General features: G+C 42.9%; 14 protein-coding genes. 4 read left to right on the plus strand and 10 right to left on the minus strand.

Annotated features, from left to right (window positions below):
• Positions 1-139: 139 nt before the first annotated feature.
• The 4 genes from R7E29_RS22005 to R7E29_RS22020 form a co-directional block, all read right to left on the minus strand.
• On the minus strand, positions 140-1,021 hold the full coding sequence (locus R7E29_RS22005) for an NAD(P)-dependent oxidoreductase (RefSeq protein WP_053349960.1): 882 nt from the start codon (positions 1,019-1,021) through the stop codon (positions 140-142).
• A 432-nt stretch (positions 1,022-1,453) separates the two neighbouring features.
• Positions 1,454-2,209 carry an SDR family NAD(P)-dependent oxidoreductase gene (locus R7E29_RS22010; protein ID WP_054576764.1) on the minus strand — a complete coding sequence of 252 codons (756 nt, stop codon included), beginning with the start codon at positions 2,207-2,209 and terminating at the stop codon, positions 1,454-1,456.
• A 606-nt stretch (positions 2,210-2,815) separates the two neighbouring features.
• Positions 2,816-3,289: a copper chaperone PCu(A)C gene (locus R7E29_RS22015; protein WP_005375841.1), complete on the minus strand. Its 474-nt coding sequence runs from the start codon at positions 3,287-3,289 to the stop codon at positions 2,816-2,818.
• A gap of 93 nt (positions 3,290-3,382) precedes the next feature.
• Positions 3,383-3,844, minus strand: a complete 462-nt coding sequence (locus tag R7E29_RS22020) for a hypothetical protein (protein ID WP_005388493.1) — start codon at positions 3,842-3,844, stop codon at positions 3,383-3,385.
• 439 nt (positions 3,845-4,283) lie between these two features.
• On the opposite strand from R7E29_RS22020, the gene R7E29_RS22025 reads away from it, so the two are divergent.
• Positions 4,284-5,333 (plus strand): hypothetical protein, encoded by a 1,050-nt coding sequence (locus tag R7E29_RS22025; protein ID WP_054576763.1) that lies wholly within the window; start codon positions 4,284-4,286, stop codon positions 5,331-5,333.
• Positions 5,334-5,428: 95 nt separating this feature from the next.
• Here R7E29_RS22025 and R7E29_RS22030 read toward each other — a convergent pair whose 3' ends face one another.
• Positions 5,429-5,725, minus strand: coding sequence for a hypothetical protein (locus tag R7E29_RS22030; RefSeq protein WP_053307751.1), 297 nt, complete (start codon positions 5,723-5,725; stop codon positions 5,429-5,431).
• A 149-nt stretch (positions 5,726-5,874) separates the two neighbouring features.
• On the minus strand, positions 5,875-7,074 hold the full coding sequence (locus R7E29_RS22035; protein WP_054576762.1) for a DUF5666 domain-containing protein: 1,200 nt from the start codon (positions 7,072-7,074) through the stop codon (positions 5,875-5,877).
• An 89-nt stretch (positions 7,075-7,163) separates the two neighbouring features.
• Between R7E29_RS22035 and R7E29_RS22040 the strand changes: the two genes are divergently transcribed.
• From R7E29_RS22040 to R7E29_RS22050, 3 genes are all read left to right on the plus strand, one after another.
• On the plus strand, positions 7,164-7,832 hold the full coding sequence (locus R7E29_RS22040; protein ID WP_053303698.1) for a response regulator transcription factor: 669 nt from the start codon (positions 7,164-7,166) through the stop codon (positions 7,830-7,832).
• The gene (locus R7E29_RS22045; RefSeq protein WP_054576761.1) at positions 7,804-9,045 is read left to right on the plus strand and encodes a sensor histidine kinase; all 1,242 of its coding nucleotides are present in this window, start codon (positions 7,804-7,806) and stop codon (positions 9,043-9,045) included. The genes R7E29_RS22040 and R7E29_RS22045 overlap by 29 nt, the downstream gene beginning before the upstream one ends.
• A 137-nt stretch (positions 9,046-9,182) precedes the next feature.
• A complete protein-coding gene (locus R7E29_RS22050) occupies positions 9,183-10,112 on the plus strand; it encodes an SRPBCC family protein (RefSeq protein ID WP_017820241.1) in 930 nt (309 codons plus the stop codon).
• Positions 10,113-10,258: 146 nt separating this feature from the next.
• On the opposite strand, the gene R7E29_RS22055 is transcribed toward R7E29_RS22050, so the two are convergent.
• The 4 genes from R7E29_RS22055 to R7E29_RS22070 form a co-directional block, all read right to left on the minus strand.
• On the minus strand, positions 10,259-10,714 hold the full coding sequence (locus tag R7E29_RS22055; protein WP_005375850.1) for a hypothetical protein: 456 nt from the start codon (positions 10,712-10,714) through the stop codon (positions 10,259-10,261).
• 12 nt (positions 10,715-10,726) lie between these two features.
• A complete protein-coding gene (locus R7E29_RS22060) occupies positions 10,727-12,505 on the minus strand; it encodes a S8 family peptidase (protein WP_017820240.1) in 1,779 nt (592 codons plus the stop codon).
• 248 nt (positions 12,506-12,753) lie between these two features.
• Entirely contained in the window at positions 12,754-13,095 is a 342-nt protein-coding gene (locus R7E29_RS22065) for a hypothetical protein (protein ID WP_054576760.1), read from the minus strand.
• 10 nt (positions 13,096-13,105) lie between these two features.
• Positions 13,106-15,019: a tetratricopeptide repeat-containing diguanylate cyclase gene (locus R7E29_RS22070; protein WP_081008348.1), complete on the minus strand. Its 1,914-nt coding sequence runs from the start codon at positions 15,017-15,019 to the stop codon at positions 13,106-13,108.
• Positions 15,020-15,420 lie beyond the last annotated feature (401 nt).

Genomic DNA, 15,420 nt, shown 5'->3' on the forward strand with positions numbered 1-15,420 from the left:
GAGAATTGGAAGAGGCAGCCCTGCAAAACCTTAATGGAGTGGCTAGGGTATCAAGGAGTGATGAGCGTCAGGGGAAGAGGAAAAACAAAAAAAGCCCAGCTACATTAGTAGCTGGGCTTTTAGTCACAACTGAGTGTGACTAAGCTTCTAGCTCTGCAAAGTAGTCGAAGATGACTGGAACGTCATTTTGACCAAGGCCTTTATCAACTGCTGCTTGTAGACTCTTAGAAGTGCCCTCTGCAATCAGGGAAGTTGTACCAAGCTCTTCGCATAGAGCAAGGAAGTAACCGAGGTCTTTGTTTGCGTTTGCAACAGAGAAGCCTAGTTTTTCTTCGCCATCTACGGCGTAAAACTTACAGAATTGCATAAATGGTGAGTTTGATGGTCCTGCAGACATGATGTCGAATAATTGTTGACCATCAACACCAGCACGTTTAGCAACAGCAAATGCCTGAGACATGGTTGCTACGGTTGTCATACCCATAAAGTTATTCACAAGCTTAGTTACGTGACCAGAGCCTAGTGCGCCAAGGTGGAATACGTTTTCACCTTGATCGTCCAGCACTGGCTTAACCTTATTGAATGTTTCGACGTCGCCTGCGGCCATGATGTTCAGTAAACCATCTTTTGCGTGGGCAGGTGTACGACCTAGAGGCGCATCAATCATACCAGCCCCTTTCTTAGCAAGGTCAGCGCCAATCTTCTTCGTTGAAGCTGGAATAGATGTACCGAAGTCGATGAGTGTTTTACCTTCTGACATGCCAGCTAGAACACCAGTGTCTCCGTACACAACTTTTTCGACAACTTCAGATGTTGTTAGGCACAGCATCACGATATCACTTTTCTCTGCTAGCTCTTTACCTGAAGAAGCTTCAGAAGCGTTTCCACGAGCTAGTACTGCGTCAACAGCATCTTTATTGAGGTCCATTACAGCAACTTCGTAACCACGTTTCTGTAGGTTTTCAACCATGTTTCCGCCCATCAAGCCTAGGCCGATGAAACCAATGATAGGTTTAGTCATTTTAACTCCAAAAATAATATTGTATGATTATATTGCTTGTTGATAATCATAATGACTATTGTGGCTTTTGCAATTGAAAATTATGAGCATAGCGGGCTTGGGATGGATTTTTTCTAAAAGTGAGATGTAAGTAAGATTTGTGAGGGTTTTATTCATCAGTGTATATAAGAAAAGCGGATTCATCACGCTTCCATTTTTATCGTGAACAAAGCCTTTAGGAGGCTTAAATAACGTAAAAAATAAAATTTATTGTAATACAAGTGGTTTTGTTCCAGCTACAGGAATACTGTCCATACCAAAAAATGGGTGAAACGTTACAAATGGGGTGAAAGGCGAGGTGGCATAAGGATAAGCCGCAGTACAAACATACTGCGGCCGTTATCAAATCAGTACTAAAGCGTACTTACTGATAGGTAAAAAGACTTATTGGTACTAAATGCCTAAAGCTTGACCACCACCAATTTGCAGTGTTTCTGCGGTAATGAATGATGCATCTTTACTTACCAGAAAAGAGATAGCAGAGGCGACTTCCTCTGGCTTGCCTAGGCGTCCAAGCATAATACTGTCTGCCCAAGAAGCAAATACTTCAGGCTTGGTTGCTTTGATTTGAGCATGGAATGGTGTATCGATAGTGCCAGGAGATACTGCATTGACTCGAATTCCAGCCGGAGCTAACTCTTTAGCTAAAGCGCGAGTTAATGTATGAACGGCGGCTTTTGATGTACCGTAAATACCTGCACCTGGACCACCTGCATTCCAAGCAGCGTTTGAAGTGAAGTTGATAATTGATGCATTATCAGACTTTCTTAGAAATGGAATCGCTGCGCGTGATACGAAGAATGCACTATCGAGGTTTAAAGCCATGACTTTACGGAAAAAATCAGTTTCCATACCTTCAATAGGACTACGACCACCAAGACCACCTGCGTTATTAACGACAACATCGATTTTGCCGTATTTTTCACCAATAGCATTGATGTTTTCATCGACGGCATGTTCATCTGTAACGTCAAAACCGTAGTATTCAGCCTCAATTCCTGCGTTATGTAGTTTGGAGACACACTCCGAACCTTTTTCATCTTCAATGCCGTTTAGAATGACCGTGTATCCATCCTGACCAAGACGCTTTGCTACTTGGAAGCCGATACCGCCAGTAGCACCAGAAATAAATGCAATTTTAGTAGACATAATGGTGTTCTCTCATGTTTGTAGAGTTGGAAAGGATTTTTATTTAACATAGAGTATTATTGTAATACAAATAGTTTTAATAAACAGAGAAACACCAACAATGAGAAGTCGATCACGTACTTTCTTTAGATGCTGACTCATCCAGTGGCATATATCGACTTTTACGGTCGTGCATGATTTGTATCTAGTCAGGATAATCGGGATATATAAACAATTGAGCTTATAGCTGCGGGCTTAGCTCGTTGGGCCGAGGTTTGTTGCAAGTAGAAAGAAAGCCGATTAACAGTGGGTCTTTGTTGCCAAACTTATGATTTCATTTAGGCTTGCCAAGTGATGGTTGGAGAACTTTGTCGAGAGGTTGAGTTTTAAGCGGGTAGGGAACCTTTTTAGGATCTTAAGTCTTTCAAGGTCATTCTGAATAGTGAGGGACGAGCGTGATTTAGAATCTCTTGCCCGAGCACGCTGTTATGATATGTGACCCCGTTTCGCCAAGCGTTATTTATCACCATTGTTCTGAAGAGTCGAGTTAGGACCTGTTGGATAATGATTTTGACTAAGCTGAGATAAAAATGCCCGCTAAATCAGCGGGCACTTTTGTTTACGTCATTAATGGTGCATGTGTTTTTCCATGTGACCTTGTTTTTCAACCGCCATTTCTACTTCCACTTTACCCGCGTTTTTGAATGTTAACGTCATAGGGAAGCGGTCGCCTTCTTTAAGAGTTTGTGTTGGGTTAAAAATCATTAAATGGAAGCTGCCTGGCTTAAACAACACTGAGTCATTGGCTGGAACGCGCACTTCGTCAATCTTAATCATTTTCATCACACCATCTTCTTTCTTATGCGTGTGAATTTCGACATGCCCTGCGATTGGGCTTTCTGCTGCGATCAATGCATCTTCACTGTCACCGTGGTTGGTTAATTGAAAAAAACCACCGATAACAGGTGCGTTTGGTGGCGCTTCGCGGCTCCATGGATGGTCGATATGAATTTTTCCTGCTTCATAATCGTGCGCTAAACTCAGTGGGCTAGCGATGACAGCAATAAGCGCGATAGCGGCGGTTTTTAATGATTTAAGCATGTGTTTTTCCTTTTGAATTAATAGCTTCTCTGAATGGACAACAAACAGAGTCATCGTTATTTTTGAATAAAGTTGTCAATGATTAGATGCCTGTTAGGCAGGAAAAACACTCGGCGGAGAGTGCTTAGGCGCGATGTGTTTGTAAACGAGCTTATCGCATTTTGAAAAGTGATAAGTCGTCAGTGCATACTTTACTCGGCGCAGCCAATGGATGGTTGTCAGGTAAAGCCCAATCGCAACTAAAAGAAAGAATTGAACAGCTTGAAGAAGCGGGCATTCAAACTGGAAGCCGTCGTGTAAGTTAAGATCTTGGATGAGCTTAGAAGAAGATTGAGCGTTAGCCTCAATCAACGTATTGATATCCACCCATTTGAAACCATCTGCGGTACACAGTAAAACCTTTTCACTTTGGACTTTGTTGAGCCAAGTTGTGCTGTGAACTTGTGTAGGGTTAAGAGCGGCTGTGGACGCTAAATACAACTGAAACAACACCGCGATAATAACCGCAATAGCGTGCAAGCGATGGTGTTTGTGCTGTATTAGAGTGTTTTCCATACAATTGAGTGCTTATCTTCTTCGGCGCGGGATACTAACAAATTAACCAAACAATGTAATTATCAGTTTACTAAAAGGTGATGCAAGTGTGCATTATTTGTTTTATTGTCTATTTTTAACGCTTTAATGTCTTGATTCGGCTGACATTCACAACCTCCAATTCAACTTGTCAGTCTTGCCTAGTCGCTTTTGAAGATACCGAATTAATCTCTCTTATATGCCACTGAAGCTTCGGTTAGTGGGTGTCGTGGTGGTGTTTTTACGTGCTAGATTTGGCTGATATCGATTCAAAATGCACACCGAATCTTCACTTGTTTTCCATTAACGGAATTATGACAGTAATTTAATAAAGGATACGGTATTCTGCGCTCCTTTGTACATGCCAGAAACGTCCGTCCTACTTAGTCGGAGGGGCGATTAATCTTAAGAAATTTCTCAAATGAAATACGAACAACAGATTGGATATCGATACCCTAAAGGTCGATTTGCCATGGTGAGTGTATATGCATTCACCGGTGCTGCGATTTTAGCATCGACTATTTTTTCTCTATTGCTGTTTTTGTCTATCGACGAAAATCCGATGATGCAAACCTTATTTGGTGGTTTAGCGATCATTTTTGAAGCGGGTAAATTTTACGCTTGGTATGAATACGGTGAGCGCCGAGCCCATCGCAACTACACAGGAGCAGCAACCGCTCTCGTGTTTTATTTAGTCTTAGCTGCGATTTCCATTGGCGGTAGTATTGGTGGCATTAATAGTGCAACCAATAGTGCACAAAGTCATATTTCGGTAGAGCAGGCGAAAGTGGAAGCGTTTAATCGTCAGATTGCGGCAATCGATAAGCAGATTGAGCTCAACAATATGGCAGCGCAGAAATACATCGAGATGGAGCGTATCGCGACTGGTGTAACTCGCATTCAGGATCAAAACAAAACCTTACGTGAAGAGCAGCAACGCTTGGCTATGGAGCGTGATAGTTTACCGCCGGTTACGCAAGGCTCAGTGATTGGTTTGATTGATAGCCTAGCCAACGCATTTGGTACCACCTCTCAGCAAGCTCAGCTTGGCTTGGTTGTATTTCTTTCGATTCTTTTGGACTTCTTTGCTGCATTTTTTGTTGGCTTGATTGGTGAAGAGCAACGGTTCCGATATTTCTATCGCAGAAATGAGGACATGATATTGAAAACAGTTCGCGATATAGACCCAGCGCCTGCGGGTTATCTTCCTCATATAAAAGAGGAAGAAGAGCAAGAAATACCAGCTGCGCCGGAGCCAGAAGAACCAAAGGAACCGAAAACCTTGTTAGAGCAAGTTAGCGATGCACTTAAAACGCATCAAATTACGTGCACCAAAAAAGCCGTTGCTAAACAGTTTAGGCTGTCTGCGGAAGAGGTAGACAAGGTATTTGAAGAATTGGCAGAGCTCGGTTTAGTGGGAAAAAAAGCCAACCACCATTATCATTGGATAGGTGAAGCAGAAACCGCATAATTGGTTATCTATTAGAGTTCGGAAAGAGCGTCAATCGGCGCTCTTTTTTTGGGAGGGGGGAGTTTCGCTATTAAAGTTAACTACAAGAAAGCGTATCAATCTTTATTGAGCTTTTTGGTTACGTCTTTCATCGTTTTCTTCTCTTTTTCCGGTGTCATTGCATCAACAGCTTTACCCGCCATCCCTTCATCTGGTAATTTGTCTTTTCCTGCATCAACTGCGGTATCTTTCAGTGCCTCTTTAGGCGTACAGCGACCCCCAACACCAACCACGGCTTTTGTCGCAGCGGCTTTAGCTGCCTTTTCTGCATCGCAGTCAGGATCCATAACGCTAGCTAAGCTCGTGGCTGAACCAAAAAACAAGATTAACAAAATGAGGTTGCGTTTTTTCATAGTCGTCACCAATGTTGTGAAACATAGGTAAAGTGTAACGGAGAGAAAAGGCTTTGACTGAGAATTTGTTGGTTTGAGCTTGGGAAGCAAAGTAAGGTGAAAAGAAAAAGTGCCACCGAAGTGACACTTTTTCTTAAGCGTAGAAGGGATTAGTTGTCGTAAACGTCTAACTCCACTTCACGGGCAATATTTTGGTCGTTAATGATCACACCTTCGACTTCGACACGAGCACCATTTAGGTTAAGTTCTTCAATGCCTTGGAAGCGTGTTTGTGCATCAATCACAACGGTCGTGTTGTTTAGCAATTGATCTGCGTCGTTTTCGCAACGCTCGATTTCAAATGTTCTTGCTTCAGCATCGTAGTTTGATACGTATCCTTCACATTCAAATTCTTTACCTTGCCATTGGTTGTTATCGTCAAAGTCTGGTTGCTCAAACTCAATAACGGTAGCGATGCGTTTGCCATTTTTCATGACAGACGTTACTTCCACTTCTTGGCCTTGTTTTAGGTTCGCTTTGCTGCCATCTTCAAATCGTGTTGCGTTATCGATGAAGAATGCACCTCGGTAGTTTAGTGAGAACTCACTGTAGTCATTTGCAACCCATGTGACGATGCCTTCCACATCGCTGTCATTGCCTATGACGTCGTAGCCTTCAACTTCTACCTCATTTGCCATGAAGATGCCGTTTTGCATTTCACCTTCTACTTCCACCCATTGGCCGATGCTAAGTTGGCTAATGTTGTCGTAAGATACGGTTATATTTGTACCAAGCTCAAACGTGCCAGCATTTTCATCGGTATTAGTAATGCGACCTTCCAGTTCGTAGTAGCTTCCAAGGGCTGGGTAATCGTTATCTACGTCGATTTCGACCACAGACAACACTCGATAACCCGCATCCGCAGTCGGCAAGGATGACACCATCACCCAGTCGTTGATCTCTATATCATCACTTAAACCGTCAAACTGCAGATCTACGCCGTTTACCGTAAATGTTTTCTTCACATAATCAATTGCTGTAACACGTCCAGTAATGGTTGGTTCAAGTGTGACTCGGACGCCATTGTCCGAAGCTTGCCGAATATCTGACCCCACGCGAACCACCATTTTTGGTTTTACATCGGCCAATTGCACTTGTGTGTCGTCATAAACCACCTCAGACACACGATACGTATGTCCATTGACGGTTAACGTGCTTTCTTCAGCGTTGACCGCTTCAACAGAGCCAATCGCTACACTTGGTTTCACTGCTGGTTGAGTTGGTGTGCTATCGCTATTGCTGCCACCACCTGAACCACCACAACCAGACAATGCCAAACCTACTACAGAAATAAGAGCGAGTTTTTTCATTGTATTAACCTCAATTTACGAGCGAGTTTAGGAAATTGCCTGTATCTTATTGGGCATATCGTGAAGAGATCGTGAAGAAATGTGATTTTATGAAAATTTTAATTGTAGATGACAACCATAACGTCTCGGAGACGATTGCAGACTATCTTGAGCTCGAAGGCATGATTATCGATTGTGCGTTTCATGGAGAGGCTGCGATTAAGTTAATCGAGGAAAATCATTACGATGTAATCATCATGGATATCATGATGCCGAAGCTCGATGGCATCAGTACGGTACAGAAGCTTCGACAAGATAAGTTATGTGGAACGCCAATTCTCTTCCTAACGGCAAAAGATACGCTAGATGACAAAATCGCGGCTTTTAAAGCGGGGGGAGATGATTATTTAATGAAGCCATTTGCGATGGAAGAGCTCAGTTTGCGTGTTCATGCTTTGGCTAATCGTGGTCCAAGACAAGATATCGGAGCGCTCAAATTTGCAGATATTTGTTTAGATGCGCGGACAGGAAAAGTAACGAGAAAAGACAAAGAAATTAAGCTGAGTCGAATTCAAACTAAAATTTTAAAATTGCTCCTCCAACGTGCTCCAGCAGCGGTCTCGCGCACAGAAGTGATCGATAGTGTGTGGGGAGACGAACCACCCGGAAGTGATGCACTTCGTAGCCATATTTACGGTTTAAGAACCGCGCTAGACAAAGGTTTTGAAGAATCACGATTAGAGACTATTCATGGACAAGGTTACCGACTTAAAGCATAACGAATATCCAAGCATTTATCGCAAGATCCGTTGGGGTTTTGGGGTCATGACGTTTGTGATGTTTACTCTTTTTTGGTCGCTGATTTATGTGGCAGAAAACAAACTGGAAGTGCTGAGTTTACATCACTGGCTCGATACTGAAGCTGCGCTTTATAGTGAGAATTTCGAGAAACAGGGCTGGGATGCGCCATTGCCAAACGTATTGGAGTTCAACTCATATTGGAGTGAAGCTCCGACACCGGATTGGTTGCTCTCTTTTACTTCACCTGGTTTTTATGAATACCTGCTTGGTGAAGAAGATAAACACTTTGTTGTATTGAACCATCCCTCAGGGAAGGGGCTTATGTACATTGTATTTCAAGATGACTCAGATGATTACTTGGACGAATACGAAAGCTCGCTGCATCAGTTTACGCTGCTGCTCGGTGGTTTGTTTTCATTTGTCATGGTTGGGTATGGCATTTACATGGTGCGAATATTGTCTCGGCCATTAGCGCAAATTGAAGACAAAATTAGCCAAATGTCACCGGATCAACCCGCTTTCCAAGTTGAAACTAAGTTCAGCGAAACACGCCAGATAGAGCAGACTTTGCTGGATAATAAGAACGATATCGCGGGCTACTTCAAACGAGAACAAGAATTTAGCCGTTTTGCATCGCATGAGTTGAGAACGCCAATCATGGTGATTAAAGGCTCAACAGACATTCTGACGCGTCTTCCTGATCAACCTCGAGTTGCGCAAAAAGCCATCACGAGGATGCAGTCAGCTTGTGACGAGATGCGTGTACTGACAGAAGCGTTTCTCTTACTTGGTAAAGAGAAAATAGAGCCTCAGCATTACGGAGAGCATCAGCTTCTTACTTGTTTACAAAAACAACTGGAAGAGCTGGCTCCTTTATTTGCCAAGCAAGATTCGAATTACGCTTTGCACGAACAACATAGTGGTGTCGTGAATGCACCAGAGAGTTTTGTGACCATTGTTATCAACAATCTGATTAAAAACGCCTTTAGCTATAGTGTGGGAGATATTGAAATTGAGTTGAAAGGTCATGCGCTTAAGATCCTAAACCGTCACGATGGCAACGAGACGTACAACGCTGGTTATGGTTGTGGGCTTGTTATCGTACAACGAATATGTGAACGGATGGGGTGGGCGTTAGTACTGGACGATGATGGTGTTCGATTTAGTGCAAAAGTGGAGTTCTGCTCTTAGCTTTGCGCGTATTGATTCAAGTGAGAATTAACGCTCTGGATTTTTCTTGTCGTACGCATCTAACCCGCAGTCAAACAAGAAAAAACTGGAATTTGAATTAGACTGAAGTTAGTGAAGCGGAAACTCGAGGAACCGTTATGCTCTCTTATCAGGTCAGCCGAAGTATTGAAATTAATAAGAATCAAAGTGAAATTATTGGCTATCTCAAGAACTTCAATAACTGGCCCAGCTGGTCGCCATGGATCATTCTTGAACCAAGCTGCGAGCTGACATTCAGTGATAATCAGGGCCACGTTGGAGCTGGTTATCAATGGAATGGTCAGCGTATTGGGACTGGCGCGATTGTACTGGAAAGTACTCAAGAGCATCGATTAGATATGGAGCTACATTTCTTTCGCCCAATCAAGAGCCATGGAAAGGTGACTCTAATCGTGACGCCGTCACAAAATGGCTGTTTAGTCGAATGGCAAATGCAATCTCGCGTCCCTTGGTATCTGTTCTTTCTGAAAAGTATGTTTAAGTCGATGATAGAGATGGATTATCAACGTGGGTTACGCATGCTCAAAAGTAAGCTTGAAACCGGAAGAGTGCATTCAGACTTAGTCGAAATAGGTAACCGAACGTTGCCTCAAATTCATTACATTGGGATCAAGGGTGTGGCTAGCTTGCAGGAATTAGGTTCGGTAATTGAGAAGCATGTTCAGCAACTAGAACAGTTAATTAGTGACGAAACCCTATCCGTGAATGGTGAATTGTTTTGTTATTACCAGTCGATGGATATGCAGAAAGGTACATTCGAGTTTATCACTTGCTTTCCTCTTCATAACTCAGTACCAGCGCCTCAAGGGGCGGTTACTGGTACCATTCCTGAGAGTGAAACATTTGTCGTCGAACACCGAGGTGAATATCAGTTTTTGGGAAATGCATGGGCTTTAGCGATGAACTTGGTTCGTCAGAGTGGCATGAAAGTCAAAACCAGTCCTTTAGGAATCGAACGCTACCTGAATAGTCCGAAGGAAACCACGGAAGAAGAGCTAAGAACGGAAATTATTTTGTTTAAGAAATGACAGGCGCAAGCGAGTAGGGTGTTTAGGTATCATACTAGTTATGCGAAATGTTACTAAAGAATAATAGCGTATCTGTTCCTACCCATAAAAATGCCTCAGCAATCGCTGAGGCATGGTTTTACAGGCCAACTTCTCTTGTTAGAGAATTATTGTGCACGGTATTTACCGCTGTTTAGTTCAATTTTAGACGCTTTTACCCGGCTGTCTGCGTTTAGGTAGTCGCTAATACTTAGCAGATCTTGATCTTGAGATGCTTTTAACACCGCTGATTCCCCTTCTGCGAAGATAACTTCTAATTTTAACTCTTTGGCGACTGCTTTCGCTTCGTTAGGATTGTTTACGGTGATATAAACCAGTCCAGTGGCTTTGGATACGTTACTAAACGCATTCTTAAACACCTCATCACCCGCTTGAAGTTTTACGTCTTCAGATAGGGTTCTAATAGTGCCAGTTTGCACTTTTCGATAATCTTGGCCATTAATCTCAACCGCTTCTGATGGCACAAACAGTTCTGGTGCAGGCTGTTGAGAGAGCTGTTGCTCAGCGTATACACTCGACGTCATGATAACGAGAGCCAGCATAGAAAATGATTTGTATTTCATGTTATTGACTCCTTAGTGTCCAAATATGCGCATTGACCAGTTCTTAATAACACCGGGCTGAGCGTTGTTTGCCATCGGAACGTCATAGATGGTGGAAGAGTTGAAATATGCAATGTAAGAATAGACTTCATCGCCGTTCGTATCTATTGCTCGCAACGTCCATTCGCCTTTTGCATCTTCGCCATAAAATTGGTTAGACAACATTAATTGATCTTTGTAGCCAGTAATCGATGAATCAAGAGATTGACCAACAAGACCATTGCGCGGTGTTTGCAAAACGGAACGAGTCCCTGATGGCGAAATGAGCTCGATAGCTAAGTCGGGCAGACGAGCGTGGTCCAGTGTCAATGTCACTTGAACGGATTCTACTGTCAGCTCATCGGCAATGGCGATACTTGAAGAACCACCAACTAGACTTGCATCGGGTACACTTACTTCTGTAGCGTTATTAACCCATGGCGTAATGACTTGAGTTGGCAAAACGCGATTCGTCATGCGAGCACGTTGCATCGCTTCATCTAAATCTACAGCGCCGAAGCCATAAAAAGTATGGAAATCTACGCCTGCTGCGTTTTTTTGCCAAGGGGCAATTGCCTCGTAGCTAACCTGTTCACCTTTATGGTTAGTAAATTCAAGCTGTACGCCTGGATGCGCTTTATCCGTTACTTTTGCTGTCTCCGCTAGTAAAGCACGTACATCACGAGCAGAAAGTGCGTGGTTGGTTGACATGATTGCCGCGATGGCACCCGATGTGTTCGGCGCAGCCGATGAGGTTCCGTTCATCGTACTGGTATAGTTACAGTTCGGATCGAGCTCCGTTCCGCCGTGTAACCCATTAATGCCAAGGCCATCACTGGTATTTTGCCCTTCTTCACAACCCATTAAATCAGTGGTGACCATAGCAGGGAAATCTTGCCCATATTCACCTGCTGGTGCTGCAACCCACACGTTCGAACCCACCGATGAGTAACTCGCTCGCGTACCATCCGCTCGTAGTGCACTAGTGACTAAATTGAAGTAATTGGCGTTATCATAAGACTGAGCAGAGTTGTGCATCGGTAAGCCTTGATTGTCTCCACCAGCAAAGAAGTTACTTGGCAATACGAAGAATCGTCCTGCATTGAAATAACGGTAACCATTACCTGCTGACTTTACAAATACAGCACCTCGACCCCAGGCGTTACTCTCGCTGACGTTTTTCATCACGTCCATTTCAAGTTTTAGTTGAGGGTCGCTTTCATCAAAAGTAATCGGGTTTATAGGGCTGAAACCGTAACTTTGGTTAAATACGCGAACATCACGTGTTGCTGGGTCCATGCCATGGGAGATTAACCAGCCTTCTAATGTCTGGTTGGCTAACCAGTTAAAACCGATGAGGGAAGAGAGAGAAGCGACACCGCGTCCGCCTTCACCGTTGTTGCCGACGGCGCTAATCAAACCGGCTACAGCAGTGCCATGACCATTAGTATCAACCGGATAACTTGGTGGGAATGAAGAGTCTTCGACGAAGTTTCTGCTACCTGTAACTATATTACCTGCAAGGTCGGGGTGATCGATCTGCACTCCAGAATCAATAACGGCAACTTTCACACCAACACCTGCAATCCCCATTGCCTGAGTGAGCTTAGTGTTTAAGTCGTTCCCAGCAACAGCAGGATTAGCCGCAAACGCAGTTTGCCCCGTGTTGTCTAAGTGCCATTGTTCAGAATAGAGTGGATCAAACGCCGAGACGGCAGGTGCAATGCCTACTGCCAACATAGCAGCAAATAGGCGATTAATGCGTATTTCCATTTTTGACCTCATGTCTTTGTTTGGAATTTTTTAGTTCCTGTTTCATATTCCGCTAACAGGAACAAACAAAGCTAACGACAAAGAATAAGGACGAAAACCATTTACAACTTGTTTACATTAAAAGTTCGATGGACAACATAAGTCTTTGTTAATTTACTGAAACTATGAGGTTTTTATATGTCGCATCGAGCATGCATGAAAAGTGAAAAGCAGAAAATACGAGTGTACCGTCTGCTTCAAGAGGGGGGTTATTTAGTTGAAGCGGGTTGAATAGTTGCGATTGGTTTCTTAGGTTCGGCTTTTTCCTCAGGCAGCACGTTATCAATCCACTTTTTAATGAACAACTTATCGAATTCTTTATCACACCACTTTTTGTTTAATCCACGTCGATTGAACTCAGCACCAATCGCCACTTTGGTTTGGTTAGTTGCACGGCTGTAGTAGAGAGTTTCACATAGTTGAGTGTTACTCATTTGCTGGGCATATACGTTGACACTGCTGCTGCGCATTCCCAGTTGAGATGCTTGCTGATTACTGCACGCCATAAGAAATAGAGGCGCAAAAGTAATAATGATTAGATTTTTTTTCATGTGTGCTTTTTTATGATGTAGGGTGAATGATGAACTGGTTTCTGCCAGCTTGCTTCGCATCATACAAAGCTTGGTCTGCCAAGAAAAACCACTGATCCCATTCTTGTTTAATTGTTTGTGCCGACAGTTTGTCCACTGCTCCAAGGGAAATTGTCGCGCTTAATGGTTTAGAGTCAACCACCAATGGTGTGTTTTCAACAGTATATCTCAATCGCTCCAAAAACTTAGCGCAATCTTCAACTCGCTGTACTTCGAATAATAGGACAAACTCTTCTCCACCCCAGCGAATGAGTAGGTCACCAGAGCGAGTGGATTCGTTAAATAGCGTGGCAATATGAGTCAGCATTTTATCGCCAATATCGTGTCCATATTGATCATTAAAGGTTTTAAAATGATCGACATCTAAAACGGCTAAGGCAAATGTTCTATCTGGGCTTCTACGAGCCATTTTGTCCAACCAAATGTGAAGATAGCGACGGTTATGCAGTTGAGTTAATGGATCGGTAGTATTTTCTTGAGTGAGTGCTTTATTAATACGTCTAACGCGCAGTACGTAACGAAAACCAACGACTCCAATTGCCGCAATAGCGATAAAGTAGAACATTTCTCGATAGCGCTGTGAACGCAGTTCAGAGGCTTGTAGCGCATTTTTTGTTTCTAGCAATTTGAGTTCTTTCTGGGCTAACTTAGCTTCGAGGTCAAACTTAATGTTAATCATCTCTTCACCATGAATATGATGAGAAAACTCAGCCTCTAGCTCTCTTAATTGGGTTAAATAATGAAAAGCCGCTTCATAGTCATTAAGAATTTGATAAGCGTTTACCAGTACCGAAAGCATATCAATACGCTGACGCAGCTCTAATTCACTGGTTGATTTAGTTTGTTCTAGAACGTTAAGTGCTGTTGTAATAGCTTTATCGTATTGTTTGTTTGCGAGGTAAGCCTCTGCAAATGCCTCGTAACAAGACGTTTTTAGCATTTCTAGATTTTTTGGAATGGGCAGGTCTACGCAACGTTGTGCGACCATTAATGCATCATCAATTTTTCCTACCGAGCTCAACATTTGTGAAAAGCTGGATAAAGAGTGGTGCTTGACTGTGTCCGACCCCGTTTGCATTGAAAGTCGAATGGCTTCATTGAAATAATATTCCGCTTTTTTGTTATCTCCGAGGCTCGAGTGAACGATGCTAAGGTTTGCGTAGATAACACCCATAAAAAAGCTATTATCGTATTGATATTCGCTCTCTAGGTAAGTGTCGAGGGCTTGCGTTAGGTAACTGTTGGCCCGAGCCCAATCTGATGCGTCGATGTAGACCGTCCCAATGTTGTTCAGTGTCATCGCGACTTGTATTTCAAACACTGTTTTTTCTAATAACTCATAGGCATTGCGATAATATTTTAGGCCACTGCGTAGTTGATTTCGAGATACTTCTAGATTGCCTAACCAGCGGTAAGCACGGCCTTCTAATGCTAGATAACCAAGATCACGGGCTGTAGAAACAACGTCATGGAGTAACAATTCTGCGTTCCAGTTATCGTCTTGCTCAATCATTGTTACAGCCTTATTGAGCTGTGCTTCAGCGACGACCCATTCCAAATGGTGCTTTTTACCGAATTCGATTAAATCGGGCATATCTTTCGGTAATGGAACGCCTTCGTAACGCTTAAGGTACTTTCGTGCAAAGTAATACAGAGCAAGAGACTCCGCTGATGCATTCTGTGGCGCATTTAACTCATCTTTTTGAATTGATCGCGGCTTACCCATCGAGCGAAAGTAGAGTTTTAACATGGGCTTGCTTTCTGCTGAAATGTGTTCTTCCAGATAAGCTTGCTTTTCGGTACTCGCCAGTACGTTGGTGGGATGCAAGAAAAGTCCAAGTGCAGTACAAAGTGCGCAAGCCAGTTTTTTAATTGAGAAGTGCATGAGCGTATTAATAAAATGTGATCTCTTAACCGAATACCAGTTAAGTCTACCATTTCTTGTTGGTTAAGTGCGGATGGATTCCCAGTGGCAAAGTGTTTTGGGAGTGAGATACGAGAAGGATCTCTATAATATTATGATTTATAAAACAAAATCTATTGAAAACTTATGCAATGATTAGGCGATGGTATAGATAAGGTAACGATGACAGGTAGGCGAGCATATTCGGTGGACTCAATCTAATGATTTAAGCCGCGGATTCATCGCTCAAAATCAGGGCGAAGTGTAAAAAATTACGTTTCTGTCATAAATATTTAATGTTTGTATGGGTTGTTAAAAAACTGGATATTAGACATAGTGTTATTAAGCCAATAAAAAATGGCTTTTATAATAAATAGGAGATT

It is taken from the genome of Vibrio sp. Vb1729 (assembly GCF_033338655.1).
Lineage (GTDB): Bacteria > Pseudomonadota > Gammaproteobacteria > Enterobacterales > Vibrionaceae > Vibrio > Vibrio alginolyticus.

Coding starts and splice junctions, on each gene's coding strand:
- R7E29_RS22005 (WP_053349960.1), bottom strand. CDS start 1,021: ATGACTAAACCTATCATTGGTTTCATCGGCCTAGGCTTGATGGGCGGA.
- R7E29_RS22010 (WP_054576764.1), bottom strand. CDS start 2,209: ATGTCTACTAAAATTGCATTTATTTCTGGTGCTACTGGCGGTATCGGC.
- R7E29_RS22015 (WP_005375841.1), bottom strand. CDS start 3,289: ATGCTTAAATCATTAAAAACCGCCGCTATCGCGCTTATTGCTGTCATC.
- R7E29_RS22020 (WP_005388493.1), bottom strand. CDS start 3,844: ATGGAAAACACTCTAATACAGCACAAACACCATCGCTTGCACGCTATT.
- R7E29_RS22025 (WP_054576763.1), top strand. CDS start 4,284: ATGAAATACGAACAACAGATTGGATATCGATACCCTAAAGGTCGATTT.
- R7E29_RS22030 (WP_053307751.1), bottom strand. CDS start 5,725: ATGAAAAAACGCAACCTCATTTTGTTAATCTTGTTTTTTGGTTCAGCC.
- R7E29_RS22035 (WP_054576762.1), bottom strand. CDS start 7,074: ATGAAAAAACTCGCTCTTATTTCTGTAGTAGGTTTGGCATTGTCTGGT.
- R7E29_RS22040 (WP_053303698.1), top strand. CDS start 7,164: ATGAAAATTTTAATTGTAGATGACAACCATAACGTCTCGGAGACGATT.
- R7E29_RS22045 (WP_054576761.1), top strand. CDS start 7,804: ATGGACAAGGTTACCGACTTAAAGCATAACGAATATCCAAGCATTTAT.
- R7E29_RS22050 (WP_017820241.1), top strand. CDS start 9,183: ATGCTCTCTTATCAGGTCAGCCGAAGTATTGAAATTAATAAGAATCAA.
- R7E29_RS22055 (WP_005375850.1), bottom strand. CDS start 10,714: ATGAAATACAAATCATTTTCTATGCTGGCTCTCGTTATCATGACGTCG.
- R7E29_RS22060 (WP_017820240.1), bottom strand. CDS start 12,505: ATGGAAATACGCATTAATCGCCTATTTGCTGCTATGTTGGCAGTAGGC.
- R7E29_RS22065 (WP_054576760.1), bottom strand. CDS start 13,095: ATGAAAAAAAATCTAATCATTATTACTTTTGCGCCTCTATTTCTTATG.
- R7E29_RS22070 (WP_081008348.1), bottom strand. CDS start 15,019: ATGCACTTCTCAATTAAAAAACTGGCTTGCGCACTTTGTACTGCACTT.